Genomic DNA, 15,137 nt, shown 5'->3' with positions numbered 1-15,137 from the left:
CGCCTATTGCGCTATATCGCTGAAAGTTATTCGTGTCTCAACAATTCATCGAACCCGGAATTAAAATGGTTTCCAATTAGGACATTTTTGGCATGCCGTCGCGTAATGTCCCGACCCAACCTCGTTAGCGGCAGGTTTTTCTGGCCGATCCGCCGAGATTCATTGGTATTTGGTTCTGGGAGGAGAACGTGATGGCGTTTGTGCTGGCGGTGCCGGACATGGTGGCGGAGGCTGCGGCCGATCTGGCTGGTGTCGGGTCGGTGATCGATGCCGCGAATACGGCCGCGGCCGGGTCGACGACGGGGATCGTGGCTGCCGCTGAGGATGAGGTTTCGGCGGCGATCGCGGCGTTGTTTTCCGGCCACGGTCAGGCGTATCAACAGATCAGCGCTCGAGTCGCGGAGTTTCACGCCCAGTTCGAGCGGGTCTTCGCCGCCGGTGCGCAAGCCTATTCCGGCGCCGAAGCGGCCAACGCATCGTTCCTGCAAGACCCGCTGCAAACTGCGCTCAACGCCATCAACACACCAGTGCAGGACTTGACCGGGCGGCCGTTGGTTGGCAACGGCGCCAACGGTGTGCCCGGGACCGGCGCAAACGGGGCGGCCGGCGGCTGGTTACTCGGCAACGGTGGTGCGGGCGGGCTGATTGGCGCTGGGGGCGCTGGCGGAGCCGGCGGAAACTCGCCGTTACGCAATACCGCAAACGGCGGGAACGGCGGCACCGGCGGGGCCGGTGGGCTATTGGCGGGTCTGGTCGGTGCCGGCGGTGGTGATGGTGGCAGCGGCGGGCTCGGCGCGGCCGGCGGAGATGGTGGCAACGGCGGAAGGGCCGGCCTGTTTGGCGGCGCGGGTGGTGCCGGCGGCATGGGCGCAACCGGCGGTCACTCGGGTGGTGACCGCGGCGCCGGCGGGGACGCAGGCCTGCTTTTCGGCACCGGGGGCGCCGGTGGGGCAGGCGGTCACGCCTTTGACGGCACCGGGGGCGCCGGAGGGGCCGGGGGCAACGCGGAACTCATGTTCTCCAGCGGCGGGTCCGGCGGGGTCGGTGGTGCCGGCTCGATCGACGGCGGAGCGGGCGGCGCCGGCGGGGACGCGGGCTGGCTGGGCGGCGGCGGGGCCGGCGGCTTCGGCACGATCAGCGATGGAGGCGCCGGCGGCCGGGGCGGCGGCGGTGGACAGCTATTGGGTAACGGCGGAGCAGGCGGCGCCGGCGGGCAGGGCGGCAATGATGGTGGCGCCGGTGGCCTCGGGGCAATGGCGTCCTGATCGGCAATGGCGGCAACGGCGGAGTCGGCGGAGTAGGAGAAACGCCGGGTGGTGATGGCGGCGGCGGAATCAGCGGGCTACTGCTGGGCGCAGACGGATTCAACGCCCCGGCGGGTAGTTCCCCCGTGCACGGCCTGCAACAGCAGGCGCTGGCTGCAATCAACGCACCCGTGCAGGAGCTGACCGGGCGCCCGCTGATCGGCAACGGCCTGCCCGGTTCCGCGGGTAGCGGGGCGGCTGGCGCGCCGGGCGGTTGGCTGCTCGGCGACGGCGGAGCTGGGGGGTCTGCCGCTGCGACCCCGGGAGCCGCCGGCGGTGCCGGCGGTGCGGCCGGGCTGGTGGGTGCCGGCGGTGCGGGCGGTGCCGGCGCGAATACGGGGATCAGCAACCCCGGATTCGGCGGGGCCGGTGGATTCCTGCTTGGCGACGGCGGGGCTGGTGGAGCCGGTGGGGCCGGGGCCGGCGCCGGCGGCGGTGTGGGCGGGGCTGGCGGTGACGGCGGGGCCGGTGGATTCACCGGCGGCATTGATGGTGCCGGCGGAGTCGGCGGGGCCGGCGGGAATGCCGGCCTGCTGGGCGGCCCGGGCGGATCGGGCGGCAGCGGCGGCGACGGGATTGCGAAACTGGGATTCAACGCCGACGGAGGCGCGGGCGGTGCCGGCGGCAACGGCGGGTTCTTGTACGGCAGCGGCGGGACCGGCGGGTTCGGCGGGGTGGGCGGAGTCGGCACCAGCACGGGTATTGGTGGTGCCGGCGGACGCGGCGGCAATGCCGGTTTGCTGTTCTCCGACGCCGGGGTCGGCGGGTTCGGCGGGTTCGGCGGGTTCGGCGGCACCGGCGGCGGAACCGGCGGCACCGGTGGGAATGCCGGGTGGCTCGGGTCGTGCGGGTCCGGTGGCGCCGGCGGCGGTTCCAACGGCGATGGTGGCGCCGGCGGAACCGGTGGCTCCGGCGGACAAATAGTCGGTGATGGCGGCGCGGGCGGCGCCGGCGGGCAAGGCGACCTTCTTGCGGCCGGCGGCAGCGGCGGAGACGGCGGCCAGGGCGGCGACGCCGTGTTGATCGGCACCGGCGGCAACGGCGGCAACGGCGCTTCCGGAGTGCTCGCGGGTATCGGCGGCGACGGGGGCAGCCGTGGATTGCTGCTCGGCGAAGACGGCATCAACGGCGAAGCCGCCCCTCCGATGACGCACATCGTGTTGCTCGGCGGGGATTTCCCGGCGGCGGCTAGCTAGCGGTGCCGGACGGCCGCGGCGATCGACACGATGTGCCGTGATGACTTAGGGGGGCCACGCGGGCGCCCGCGTGCGCCGCGGCATGGGCTCCGGCACGGCGCCCGAAGAATGATCCCTCCCCCAGCTGCGTACCGCTCGCGTAGCCCTTGCCATCCTGGGCGATGTTGGAGGCGCACGCGCCGGCCGCATATAGGCCCGCCACCACCGACCCGTCGCTTCGCAGCACCTCGCCGTCGACCGATGTGGCCAGTCCACCGAGGGTGAAGCCGGCATACATCGCCTTGCCCAGCGACATGTCGAATGCTCCCCATGGCCCCTTGTCCTGGGGGGCAAGGAATTCCGGCTGTTTGTGAAAGTCGGGATCCTCGCCGCGCGCGGCATAGGTGTTGTAGCGATCCAGCGCCGCAACCAAATTGCAGTCCGGAATGCCAAGTGCGGCTTCCATTTCGGCGACGCTCTCCCACCCGTCGATCAACAGAACCAGCGGCATCTTGGGATGCTGCAGGTGTGCCTCGTCGACGATCAGATAGGCCGCGCTGACGGGTTGATCCATGATGAACCCCGCCGTGCGGGAATGATATGAGTCCTCGGCGACGAAACGCCGTCCGAGCTTGTTGACGATGACGCCGGTCAGCAGGATCGATGGCGGGTACGGCGGAGCGGTAACGAAGATCTGATCCATGTGTTCGGTGGCGCCGCCGGCCGACACCCCCATCCGAATGCCCAGCCCGTCGTCGTAGGTGTTGCCGAGCACGAACGGCTTCTCGGCCAGTTTCGGGGTGTACTTGGCGACCATCTCGGGGTTCATCACAAATCCCCCGGCAGCAATAATCACCGACTTCGCCTTGATCGCGCCGGTTTCGGTGAACCGCTTCCACATCACTCCGGCTACCCGGGCCGCCGTTCCCGAGCCGGCCACGATGAGTTCGGTGGCGCCCGTCTCGTAGCGGATCTGCACCCCCAGGCTCGCGGCTCGTTTGAGCAGCAGGTCGATCACCATCGACGCGCCGCCGGTGTCACCCGGAACCGGCACCTTGTGGCCGCGTGGCGCCGGCACCGCCTTTTCGAAGAAGGGCCAAACCTTCTCATTGCCGGTGAACATCAATCCCTCGGTGTTGGGCTGGATCACCGCCTTCCCGGGAAAGTAACTACGCTCGAACTGAAAGCCGAGGTCTTCGAGCCAGTTGAAGTGCTCGACGCTACCGTCGCAGTAAGCGCGAATCTTGGCGTGATCGGGCTGGCGCGACACCGCAGCCAAGTACTTGTACATCTCATCGGGTGTGTCCGAGTGACCGGTCGCCTGCTGGACCGCCGTTCCGCCGCCCAGATAGAAATGCCCTCCGGCCAGCGATGTGGTTCCGCCCGCCGCGGCGGCACGTTCGAGCACCAGCACCCGGGCGCCGGCGGCGGCCGCCGCGACTGCTGCGCATCCCCCGGCGATACCGAAGCCGATTACCACCACATCGACGTCATCCGTCCATGAGGTCACCGTGTCTGAGCTAACCGTCGCTGGTATCTCGGTGTTCAACACTGCTCCCGTTTGATGTAGTCATAAAACGCCTTGATTTCCGGCGAGAAGTACGCAATTTCCACAAACGGCACCCCCGCCTGTGGTGCCGCGACGTAGGCGAACTGAATTCCCCCCGGCATCGAGCCGCGCTGGACCACGCTGGCGCCGTGGTCAGCGGCCTCGGCCAGTGCGATCTCAAGCTGCTCGGGGCCCTCGACCTCCAGACAGATGTGATGCAGGCCCGGCCCGCAATCGCGCAGAAAGTCACTATAGATATTCTCTCCGCGGACCGGAGAGATCAGCTCCAGCTGCATGTCGCCGAGATAGCTCAGGGAGATACTCGCGACAAAGTCGGCGGGCTTGCCGCGATAGCTGCAGCTGTCCGGAGCAAAGTGCACATCGGGTATCCGCACCCACTTGCGAGCGCCCAATAAGCCTGTGAGCGCTGCTTCTGTAGCATCCAGATCCGGGGTGACCCACGCAATCTGTGTCGGCGACCGGACAGAAAGGTTCATCGTCTCGCAGGATAGCTCAGCCCGCTGAGCCCAGAAAGAGCGCAGAGGAACTTTGCCATCGTCACTAGTGGCGGTAACGCCGGGCCCAGGTGAACACGTTCTAATTCGGCGAGCGGCGCGGGTAGGTGGTCGGTCGGACGCAGCGGTGTCAGCGACTCCGGGATTCCGGCCGAATCGCGACCGCGGGCGTTTTAGCCGGCAAACGGCACTCCGAGATCCTGGCGCATCTCGTCAGAGGTGCGCTGCCAGGAGACCGCGGCGGGAAAATCGCCCCAGATGCTGTTAAAGATCCCCACCAGCTGCCCTGGCCCTGCGCCGGCAAGGTAGACGGGTCCGCCGGAGTCACCCCGCTGACTTTCGACGCCACCGGTCATGGTGAACCACCCATTGTTGACGCTCTCGACGGTCCCGCACGTTTCCCCGGTGGTGATGCCGAAATGGCAGACCGCTTGGCCAGGTTGCAGCGCGAGACCCGGGTTTGAGGTCAAGGGGCGTCCCCCCGGCATGATGTTGCTGATCCGCACCCCATCAACCAGCATGATCGCTTCGTAGTCTTCGATCGTCTGATCGGTGGCCACCGTGGTACCGCTGGGTGTGTTGTCGCGGAAGGCCCGCAGCTGCCCGATGATGGCGTTGCCCCGGTCGGTGACTGGTCCGTCGCCTCGGCAGTGCCCCGCGGTAAAGGCCATGTGCATCGCGGGATCGACCCAGGCCAGGGTGCAGACGTGGTTGTCCTGGTGGATCTCCATGCCGGGGAACACCAGCGGCGGTTCGGCACGTGCGGCCGGCGCCCACGCGAACGCGAGGGCCGCGGTCGTGGCTGATACGGCGAAAGCACGCAATGCCAGGCGGCGAACCATGGAATCTACCCTTCGGGGCCGGCGCAATGCCGACCACAGTTAGACGTTACGGCGTATCTCGACTTGACGAATAACTTTTCGTAAACGGCCCCCCGGCCGTTACATCGGCTAAGTCGGACGCTAGCCAGACGTGGTCACAGTGGCTGCATCCTCGGCCCGAGGTGTTGCCGTCGTCGACGGTTGCCACCCCGGCGGCCCAAACGCGTAGCCTAGCCGGTCACGCAGCCTTGTCGCCGATCGCCGATCGCCAATCGCGAGCAATCGCCACATATTCACGCGTCTGCAGCTTCCAGATGTTGAACGTGTCGACCGGTTTGGTCAGTCCGTAGTGCGGCCGAGCGGTCTCCGCCTGGAAGCTGCGGAACAGCCGGTCCCAGATGATCAGGATGCCCCCGTAGTTCTTGTCCAGGTACATCTGGTCCATCCCATGGTGCACCCGGTGATGCGACGGAGTGTTGAAAATGAACTCGAACCAGCGTGGCAGCTTGTTGATTCGCTCGGTGTGCACCCAGAACTGGTAGATCAAGCTCACCGAAAACCCGAAGAACACCATCCAGGGCGGTAACCCCAACAGCGGCAACGGAACCCACATGAGCACCTCGCCGCTGTTGTTCCATTTCTGCCGCAACGCGGTGGCAAAGTTGAAATATTCGCTGGAGTGATGTGCCTGGTGAGTGGCCCAGATCAACCGGACTCGGTGAGCGATGCGGTGATAGGTGTAATACAGCAGGCCGACGCCCACGATCGCAATGACCCAGGTGTACCAGCGCCCCGGCGAAAGATGCCACGGGGCGACATAGGTGTAGATGGCCGCGTAACCCAGCAAGGCCAGCGTCTTCCAGAAAGCGATGGTGACCAGTGATACCAGGCCCATCGAGATGCTCGCGACGGAATCGCGGGTGTGGTAGGAGCCCGATACCGGCCGCGGTGTTTCGGTGGCGCCTGCCTCGAGTTTTTCCAGCTTGCGAGCGGCCGCCCATTCGACCGTCAACAGGAACAGAAAAAATGGGATGGCGAACAACACCGGATCGCGCATTTCGCCGGGCAAGACGGCGAGGAAGCCTGGTAGAGCACTCACGTTAGACAGACTACTGATATCCGGTTTGCCGTCCCAGGGCCAAAAGGCCCGGCAATCGTGGAGGTAGCGCCATGGACGGCCCGCCGCGCAAGCCCAGCATGCCCTACCGGCTCTGTTACGCGCCTCCGGTCGGCGCTGCCGACTGTTTCCGGTTGCCGAGCTGGACCGCTGGGCCGCCCACCCACGGTCTATGAGGTCAGCCCGCGACTGTCCGGGGACGCGGGATCGAACCTCACCTGCTATGTCTGCACGGCGGCGGGTACGTGCCGGATCTGTTGCCTCATTTCCACTGGCCCGCGATTGCAAGATTCGCCAACACCCTGCGCCGCACCATGACGGTGCCGATCTACCCCATCGCCCCCGAACTCACCTACCGCAAGGTGTTCCCGTTCCTCTTGCGGCTCTATCACCGGATTTTGCAGACCAGTGACCCGAATTCGGTTGCGTTCAGAAGTGATCCGGCCAGGGGCGGGATGGCGTTCGCGCTGTGCCATGCGCTGCGCGACGCGGGACTGCGGTACGCGGGACTGCGGTACGCGGGCGGAGATCCGCTGGGCACTCCCCTGCCGAGCCCGAGCGTCGGCCCGCTGATCGGCTTGCCCCGGCTGACGATATTCACTGGGACTCATGACGTGCTCAATCCCGATGCGCGCGCGTTGCGGGAGCGCGCCGCTGACGAGGGGCTCGACATCGGATGGTATGAACGCGACAGAGGTTTACACGTGTGGATGCTGATGCCGGGCCACGATGCGGCCGCGGCGCTGGCCCGGATGAGCGAGGGGCTGAGCGGTTGAGCCGGGTACTGGTGATTGGTTCTGGTTTCGCGGGACTGTGGGCGGCCCTGGGCGCCGCGCGGCGAGTCGAGGAGCTCGCCGTACCGCCCGGGTCCGTCGACATTACGGTGTTGAGCGCCAAACCGTTTCACGATATCCGGGTTCGCAACTACGAAACCGATCTGGGTACCTGTCGGATTCCGCTCGCCGACCTCCTCGATCCAGCCGGGGTCTCACATATTCCCGCGGTGGTGGTTGGGATCGACGCCGCGGCACGCCGAGTGCGCACCGCCGACGGCCAGACGTACGAATACGACCGCTTGGTGCTCGCCTCGGGTAGTCAGGTGGCCAAGCCCGACCTTCCTGGCCTGCAGGAGTTCGGATTCGATGTGGACACCTATGAGGGTGCCGTCCGGCTGCAATGTCACCTGCAACAACTGGCCGATCGGCCGCCAGCGGCCGCCGCGGCCACGGTCGTGGTGGTGGGAGCCGGGTTGACCGGGATCGAAACCGCTTGCGAGCTGCCCGCTCGGCTCGCAAAGTTGTTCGCCCACAGTGCCGTCGTCCCCCGAGTGGTACTGGTGGACCACAACCCCGTGGTCGGCTCGGATATGGGTGCGTCAGCGCGGCCGGTGATCGAGGAAGCGTTGTCCGAGGTCGGTGTTGAGACCAGGACCGCGGTCGGTGTTACCGCGGTCACCGAGGCTGGCGTGGCGCTGTCATCGGGTGAGCTGCTCGAGGCGGCCACCGTGGTGTGATGCGCCGGCATGCGCGCAAATTCGCTGGCCGAACAACTGCCGGTACACCGTGATCGGCTGGGGCGTGTCGAGGTGGACGACTACCTGCGGGTGGTTGGGGTTCCCGAGATATTCGCCGCGGGCGATGTGGCCGCCGCCCAGATGGACGACGACCACGTGTCGGTGATGTCGTGTCAGCACGGGCGGCCGATGGGACGGTATGCGGGCTACAACGTGATCAGCGACCTGTTCGGCGAGCCACTGCTGGCCCTGCCGATTCCCTGGTATGTAACGGTTCTCGATCTGGGACCGGCCGGCGCGGTCTACACCGAGGGGTGGGACCGGATGGTGGTGTCGCGTGGCGCGAAGGCCAAGGCCACCAAGCAGACCATCAACACTGAGCGGATCTACCCGCCGCTGACCCGAGATCGCGCGGACCTGTTGGCAGCCGCCGCTCCGGACCTACAGGACCGGCCGTAGGTCAGTCCGGCTCGGTGCCGGGCAGCACGGGATTGGACTGCTCACCTGCGTACCAATGCACTGCGTAGATGCCTGGTTGTAGGGACAGCTCGGCCACCAGCCGCTCTAGCTTGGCGGGCGTGTGACCGTCCAAAAGGATGTGGGCGGTCAACGCGATGTTGTCGTCGTTGGCCTGGCCAGTGTGAATGCCACGGAGAATGATGTCGTTTCTGGCGATGTGTTGGACGATCTGGGCGCGCGCGTACTTCGCCGTCTTGGGGCGGCAGAGAACCTGTAGGCGATAGGGCTGCAGGCCTTCATCCTCTTCGACCCCGTTGTCGTGGTCGATCAGTCGGCCCAGTGGGCGTCCCAGCAAGTGAACGCTGACGATGGTGCCGGTAGCGATCAGCGCAAAGATCAAGTGTCCGGAGGCCGCCAGCACGCCCACCGCTGCCGAGCACCACAGGGTGGCGGCGGTGTTGAGGCCGCGGACGTTGAATCCCTCCCGCAGGATTACTCCACCGCCGAGAAACCCGATACCGGACACGACGTAGGACGCGACCCTGGTGGGGCTGCTGTCCTCGGTCGCGACGGCGTACAAGACGAATAGCGTGGCTCCGGTGGCCACCAGGGCATTGGTGCGCAACCCGGCCATGCGCGCGCGCCATTGCCGCTCGATGCCGATGAGGGCGCCACAGCCGAGTCCGACCGCCAGTCGAAGTGTGAACTCAGCAACGCTCAGGTTCTGCACTGGCGTCGCACTCCCTTCCTGACCGGCACGATGGCGACGGCAGCTAAGCACGCCTGGGTTAACGACAGGTGGAGTCAAGGCGAACCGGCCGCATCGTAGTGGTACTCAGCGACGACCTACCGGCGGCTCAGGGGCGATCCATTCGGTGCGATTTGGGCAATTTCGTTTTCGGCCGCATGGTTGAGCCGAAAGCCGCGACCTGCTAGATCAGGCGTGGCTGAGGTGATGCGGACAGTAGTAGGTCGCCGCCAGCACAGCGAACTGCGATGCCGCCTCCATATTGAATCCGGGATTGTGGGTCTTCATATCATGAACCAGTTCCAGGCCGGATTCGCCGCCGTCCAGACACCAGCACACCGCCTTGGCCGATCCGATGGCTTGGTCCGGGTTGGAATAAGTGATACCGGCATTTTGCAGTGCGGCAAGAAAGCCGACGTCGTCCCCCCGCCTTCGGCAGGGTGTGCGTGCGCGGGCGCGGCCAGCCAAATCATGACAGAGAGCCCGAGGAGAGCAAATAGCGTTTTCATTGTTAGCCATTCTCCGATCCCACAGCAGTTGCCTATTGCCAATTATTCCAGCTCGAGCTGGGGCATAGCTGTTAAATGTGTGTGGTCTAGCCACTGCCGCAGCGGAATGCGGCACTGGCATCGATGATGCCCACCGTTGCGAGTCGAAATTCCCCGAATGCTGTTCCAATCTTCTTGGCGCGCCGGTTATTTGGCGCTCTAGTGACGCGATTGTGGCAGCGCAGCGCGGGTAAGACGCTTCGAGATCCCGGCATCGGGGCCCATCATTGGGCAGCTCCAACGTCGAACTGCACTTCCCCACTAGCCTGGCTGCGCATCGGTGGGCACGACTTTGGCTTTGTCGCCTTTGGACAGGTGCACAGCATGGATACCGGGTTTCTTCGCCAGCTGCTCCAAGAGACTGTCAAGACCTTCCTGATCGACAGTATGGTGCTGGACACTTTCGGGCTTCTCCGATATTTGCGCGACCAGACGTTTCAACTTTTCCGGAGAAGTGGCGTCTTTGAGGTCTTTGAGCGGAGTGAGGCGACTGCGGACGCCGGCGCGTTTGTACGCGTCCGGGGCCCCGGCACCAAAGGCACTTCCGAGCATGCCCGCCACTGCCATGGAGCTGAGCAGCCCTCCCTCGCCGAGTGCCGCTGCCGGGACGGCCTCGGGTCCGGCGGCCGACAGCGCGGCGGCTACGGTCCTGATGGTCGGCGTGGCCGCGGCCCAGCTCGGTGGAACCGTCAATTTTCCGACCAGGGTGCCGCGCCCCCAGTGCGGCGTCATCGCCTCCGGCTGTATCGCGCTGAACAGCGTGCCCTGGTTCCAGTGCGGAGCCAGCCCGAGGCCGCCTCCCAACGCGTCCTTGGGAAGCGGGCCGAGCCCGGGGTGCGGGGCGAACTTGAGGAACTGCGAGGCGGGGAAGTTGATCAGCAGGCCGATGTCGTTAAACCCGGTGGTGAAGTTCAGCGGAGTCTTGATGGCGTTGTACAGCGTTAAATAGGTCGTCGCGCCGGATGGCCCGAAAAGGCCGTTCAGCAGCGCGGTGACCGCTGCGGTATAGCCGGTGCTGAGGTCGGCACCCAACTGCAGTAACCAGGAGATGGGGCCAGTTGCCAGCAGGTCCTGCACGGTGGCGGCCGGGGAGGCAGCGGCAGCTTGGCCCACCACTGCGGCTTGACTGGCCAACCCGGCAGCATTGACGACTTGCGGTGGTTCGGCAAATGGCGTGACTTCGCTGGCGGCCGCCGACGAGCTGGCGTAGCCGTCCATCGCGGTGGCGTCTTGTGCCCACATTTCAGCGTATTGCGACTCGGCCGCGGCGATGGCCGCAGTGTTCTGGCCGAATAGGTTGGTGGCCACCAGCATTGCCAATTGCGCGCGATTGGCCGCGATCTCGACCGGTGGCACGTGTGCGGCAAACGCGGTCTCGTAGGCGGTCGCCGCGGCGGTGACCTGTGTCGCCGCCTGCGCGGCTTGTGCGGCGGTGGCGCCCATCCACGTCACGTAGGGTGCGACCGCGGCCGCCATCGCCAGCGAGGACGGACCTATCCATGGCCCGCTGGTCAGGCTTGCGATCACCGAGGAAAACGCGGCGGCCGTGGACTGCAATTCCGCGGCAACCGCGTCCCAGGCTGCCGCGGCGGCCAGCAACGGCCCCGATCCAGGACCGGTGTACATCCGGCCCGAGTTGATCTCCGGCGGAAACGCTGCATAGAACATGCGGTACCCCTTACCTGGACTTCTGTGCCTGGATCGCCCGGGCCGGGCTGCTGTAGGAGTTCTCGTGATTCATGGCAGTCGGCGTCCTATTCGTCGAGCGCCGGGATCACGATGATGGTGGCGGCGGCTGGGTCGGCCTCGGCAACAACCCCGCCGAGCGAGTTCGCCACGGCACCCCCACTGGACGAACCAAACGTGCTGGCCCCCATGGCACGTCCGGCGAGGCTGGACAGCGCCATCTGGCCGAAGACCCCCGCCTCGCCTGGTAGCCCAGCGGTCGGCGCGGCCGCCAGGTTGGTGGATAGCACCGATGAGACCAGTCGCATCGAGGGTGCGGCCTGAGTCCAGCCTTGCGGCACCGACATGCTGCCCACCAGGGCGGCGCGCCCCATCGTCCCCGATACCGAGTTCGATACCGACGCCGAAGTCAATCCGACGCCGCCGGGACTGATCTCCGGAACCAGCGGCGCCAGCGTCCCGGTGATCGCTTTCGGACTGTAGAAGGCGTTGAGCCCCTGAGCGTTTTGCACGTAGGCGTAGACCTGCCCGAAAGACAGGAACGGGCCACCCGGTATCGAACTGATCCCCTGCAGTGAGAATGGCCCGGTCAAGGTTGCCATGATGGTATTCCAGTTCGCCAGGTTGGTGGCGAGCCATGGAGGCAGGGACACCTCGGGCAGGATGGACGCCGCGGTCGGTGCGGCGCTCGTTGTCGCGAGGGTTTGCAGCGCATTCGGTACCGAGGTGATCAGTCCGGCCAGCTGGGACACTACGTCTGAGCTGGCGGCGGTACTGCTGGCCTGGGCCACGGCGGCGGATTGAGCGGCCCCCGCCACCGGATTCGTGGTTTGCGGCGGCTCGGTAAATGGCGTCAGCGCCGAGGCCGCGGCCGCAGTGCCGGCATAGGCGTACATTGCCGCCGCGTCTTGGGCCCACATCTCCAGGTATTGGGCTTCGGCGGCCGCGATAGCGGGAGTGTTTTGTCCGAAGATGTTGGTCGCGATCAGCGCCATCAGTAACGCGCGATTGGCCGCGATCACCGGCGGTGGCACCGCGGCCGCAAATGCCGTCTCATACGCGCCGGCGGCCAGCTTCGCCTGGGTGGCGGCCTGCTCGGCTTGAACGCCCGTGGTATTGATCCAGGTCACGTAGGGTGCGGCCGCTGCCGCCATCGTGATCGACGACGCACCGGTCCACGGTGCCACGGTGCCACGGTCAAGCCTTGGGCCGTTGAGCCATACGAAGCTGCCATGGATTGCAGCTCGGCGGCCAGCTCGTCCCACGCCGCGGCCGCAGCTATCAGCGGCGCCGCGCCTGGCCCCACATACATCCGCCCCGAGTTGATCTCCGGCGGAAGCGCCCCAAAGTCAATCATCTGCTACCTCCGGTTCTTAGCTGAACGCCAGGGTAATCACGAAGCTGTAGTCCCGCACGATGCTGGCCTCGGCTCTTATCGAACTCATTAACCACCCCCTGAACTCTCCAATGATTGATCCACCGAGCCACAACAAAAACTATCTCATATCCCCGCGGAAAAAAATCCCAAATCGTCCTTTGGCTAGCCACTATTCGCGCCCCCATGGCCGCATACGACGTTGATCTTGGATGAGGCATATTTGCACCGCATTCCCGCCGCGTGATCTCGATGTTAAAAATCGATCTCACCACCCCAGCGGCGCGTGTGAAGCTTCCGCTCAGCGATGCACTGCCGCCACTATCTATGCACCTAGACACAATTGTAACCCAACTCAAGGCAAACCACCGCCCAGGCGGAGCCGCGTTCACCATCAACGCAGAGGACAAACACGATCGATGGGCGATTATTGACACACAAGTCCATATTTGCATTTTGCAGGCGAAATCGCACGGCGCCATTCTCGAACGAGCGGAAATGTCCCACTAAGAACAGCATTACAGTTTCACTAATATGAATTCATGTAGTAATTTCACGCTACCCACCGTAATGACCGACGGTGCGACGCTACCAACGGATAAGGCTGCCGCATGGCCTCCCGGATTTGATGCGTGATGGCGAGGAGTTTGATTGCTGAACACGTGGGTGCGAACGTCGCCAACGGCCAGGGGGAACGATGTCCACTCCCGTGGCGCAGGCAGTTACCGGCGCAGTACCGGATCAGCCGGAGCCGGGGCTCCAGACGACCGGGTAAGCATCGACTTCACCGAACTGACGGCTGCTCGTCATGGGGCGTTCTCCTTGCGTCGGAGGAAGGTTACGCACCTCGCGGGCAACCAGGTTCACAATCGGCTGTTACTCGGCTGGCTGGTTGCTGTAGGTTTGCTGGCAGGCCATCGCCCGGCGTGTCATGACGGTCCCGCGGCCGGGCGTGAAGCTTGTGTGCTGCAAATACCGCAGCCCACGGAGCAACATGACTACCGGACGTGGTCGACGATGTCCTTTGCGTGATCCGACTTCGCCTCGGCCGCAGATTTCCCCGCAGCTATCCCGCCGCGGGAGGGCGGGCGACAAAGATGGGGCGGAAGCCGTATTGGGGCAAAGCCCGCCCAAACGGCTGCCCAGCCATATTCCCGAACGGCATGCCGGGCATGCCGGCCGCCGCCGTCGGCGGAGGCGCGACCATCGGTGTGCCGCCCAGGGCTGAACCCAGCGGGCTGGCCAGTGGAGCTGCCCCCGTCCAACTCGGCGGCACCGACAACTTGCCGACGATGGCGGCGTTGCCCGCGGCCGCCAGCCCGGCCTGGCCACCGACGGACCCGAGCGGCGCGGAAAGCGCACCGCCGAGCGCGCCAGAACCCGTGGTTCCGAGCGCGTCCTCGGCCGCATCCGCCACCGCTGCGGTGCCCAGCATGCCGAGAAAGGGGGTGACCATATTGCTCGGCAGCAGAAAGCCGGTCGAGGCGATGGTGTTCCAGATATTGGCGTTGGGCCCGAACTCCGACCACAGCGTGGCTAGCCAGGACTGGCCATTGCCGGACAGCAACGTGCTCAGCAGCCCGGACGGCGCGGATGCCGAAGTGTTGGAAGACGCCAGTCCCTGCAACACGTTGGGAACTGCCGACATCAGCTGGGCCAGCGTTGACTGCTGTGCCAGCAGCCCAGCCGGATTGGTGTTGTGCTGCGGCTCGAGGAACTCGCTTAGCCGCGTGGCGGCGGCCGACGAGCCGGCATAGCCGTACATGGCCATGGCGTCCTGGGCCCACATCTCGCAGTATTGGGCCTCTACGGCTGCGATTGCCGGAGTATTCTGCCCCAGCACATTGGTCGCGACCAGCACCATCAATTGAGCCCGATTAGCTGTAATCACCGTGGGCGCCACGGTGGCCGAGAAGGCAGCTTCGTAGGCTGCCGCAGCGGCTGCCGCCTGTACCGCACTCTCCTCAGCCTGCGCGGCGGTGGTGCTCATCCATGCCACGTACGGCGCTGCCGCAGCCGCCATCGAGGCCGACGCCGGGCCGTACCATTCCTCGCCGGTCAACGCCCTGAGCACTGAGTCGTAGGACAACACGGTGACGCGAAGCTCCGCAGCCAGGCCCTTCCAGGCTGAGGCTGCGGCAAGCATCGGGGCGGAGCCTGGCCCCGAATACATACGTGCGGAATTGATTTCGGGTGGCAGTGTGGCGAAATCCAGACTGGCGGTCATCGCTGGCTTCTTTCTCTACCTGGCCGTGATGGCATTGGCGGCCGTTACGGCCGAGTGGGACGCGGGGCGGGCATCGGGTTGCGTAGCCCTAGCGCCCGAT

7 protein-coding genes and 5 pseudogenes are annotated in these 15,137 nt (G+C 65.7%); 3 read left to right on the top strand and 9 right to left on the bottom strand.

Annotated features, from left to right (window positions below; genetic code table 11):
- Positions 1–191 precede the first annotated feature (191 nt).
- A pseudogene (locus tag MPSD_RS13595) lies at positions 192–2,500 on the top strand (PE family protein).
- On the opposite strand, the gene MPSD_RS13590 reads toward MPSD_RS13595, so the two are convergent.
- From MPSD_RS13590 to MPSD_RS13575, 4 genes and pseudogenes are all read right to left on the bottom strand, one after another.
- Positions 2,493–4,028, bottom strand: a complete 1,536-nt coding sequence (locus MPSD_RS13590) for an FAD-binding protein (RefSeq protein ID WP_051153795.1) — start codon at positions 4,026–4,028, stop codon at positions 2,493–2,495. The pseudogene MPSD_RS13595 and the gene MPSD_RS13590 overlap by 8 nt on opposite strands.
- Positions 4,025–4,525 carry a VOC family protein gene (locus MPSD_RS13585; RefSeq protein ID WP_036426610.1) on the bottom strand — a complete coding sequence of 167 codons (501 nt, stop codon included), beginning with the start codon at positions 4,523–4,525 and terminating at the stop codon, positions 4,025–4,027. The genes MPSD_RS13590 and MPSD_RS13585 overlap by 4 nt, the downstream gene beginning before the upstream one ends.
- Before the next feature lie 191 nt (positions 4,526–4,716).
- Complete coding sequence (locus tag MPSD_RS13580; protein ID WP_015355483.1) at positions 4,717–5,385, bottom strand: Rv1815 family serine proteinase; 669 nt, start codon at positions 5,383–5,385, stop codon at positions 4,717–4,719.
- A gap of 120 nt (positions 5,386–5,505) precedes the next feature.
- Positions 5,506–6,463: pseudogene (locus MPSD_RS13575) on the bottom strand (sterol desaturase family protein).
- A gap of 263 nt (positions 6,464–6,726) precedes the next feature.
- Between MPSD_RS13575 and MPSD_RS13570 the strand changes: the two are divergent.
- Both MPSD_RS13570 and MPSD_RS13565 read left to right on the top strand, forming a co-directional pair.
- The gene (locus tag MPSD_RS13570) at positions 6,727–7,257 is read left to right on the top strand and encodes an alpha/beta hydrolase (RefSeq protein WP_020787482.1); all 531 of its coding nucleotides are present in this window, start codon (positions 6,727–6,729) and stop codon (positions 7,255–7,257) included.
- Positions 7,254–8,453: pseudogene (locus tag MPSD_RS13565) on the top strand (NAD(P)/FAD-dependent oxidoreductase). The gene MPSD_RS13570 and the pseudogene MPSD_RS13565 overlap by 4 nt, the downstream one beginning before the upstream one ends.
- A 1-nt stretch (position 8,454) precedes the next feature.
- Here the strand turns inward: MPSD_RS13565 and MPSD_RS13560 are convergent.
- From MPSD_RS13560 to MPSD_RS13540, 5 genes and pseudogenes are all read right to left on the bottom strand, one after another.
- Positions 8,455–9,183, bottom strand: a complete 729-nt coding sequence (locus MPSD_RS13560) for an MgtC/SapB family protein (protein ID WP_012394401.1) — start codon at positions 9,181–9,183, stop codon at positions 8,455–8,457.
- Positions 9,184–9,390: 207 nt separating this feature from the next.
- Positions 9,391–9,710 (bottom strand): annotated as a pseudogene (locus tag MPSD_RS13555) (DUF732 domain-containing protein).
- Positions 9,711–10,010: 300 nt separating this feature from the next.
- Positions 10,011–11,417, bottom strand: a complete 1,407-nt coding sequence (locus tag MPSD_RS13550; RefSeq protein WP_020787485.1) for a PPE family protein — start codon at positions 11,415–11,417, stop codon at positions 10,011–10,013.
- Positions 11,418–11,503: 86 nt separating this feature from the next.
- Positions 11,504–12,792: pseudogene (locus MPSD_RS13545) on the bottom strand (PPE family protein).
- Positions 12,793–13,876: 1,084 nt separating this feature from the next.
- Positions 13,877–15,037 carry a PPE family protein gene (locus MPSD_RS13540; protein WP_015355477.1) on the bottom strand — a complete coding sequence of 387 codons (1,161 nt, stop codon included), beginning with the start codon at positions 15,035–15,037 and terminating at the stop codon, positions 13,877–13,879.
- Positions 15,038–15,137: the final 100 nt, after the last annotated feature.

The sequence above is a fragment of the Mycobacterium pseudoshottsii JCM 15466 genome, assembly GCF_003584745.1.
Lineage (GTDB): Bacteria > Actinomycetota > Actinomycetes > Mycobacteriales > Mycobacteriaceae > Mycobacterium > Mycobacterium marinum.
The sequence above is the reverse complement of the archived record's forward strand: the minus strand, read 5'-3'. Positions and strand labels throughout refer to the sequence as shown.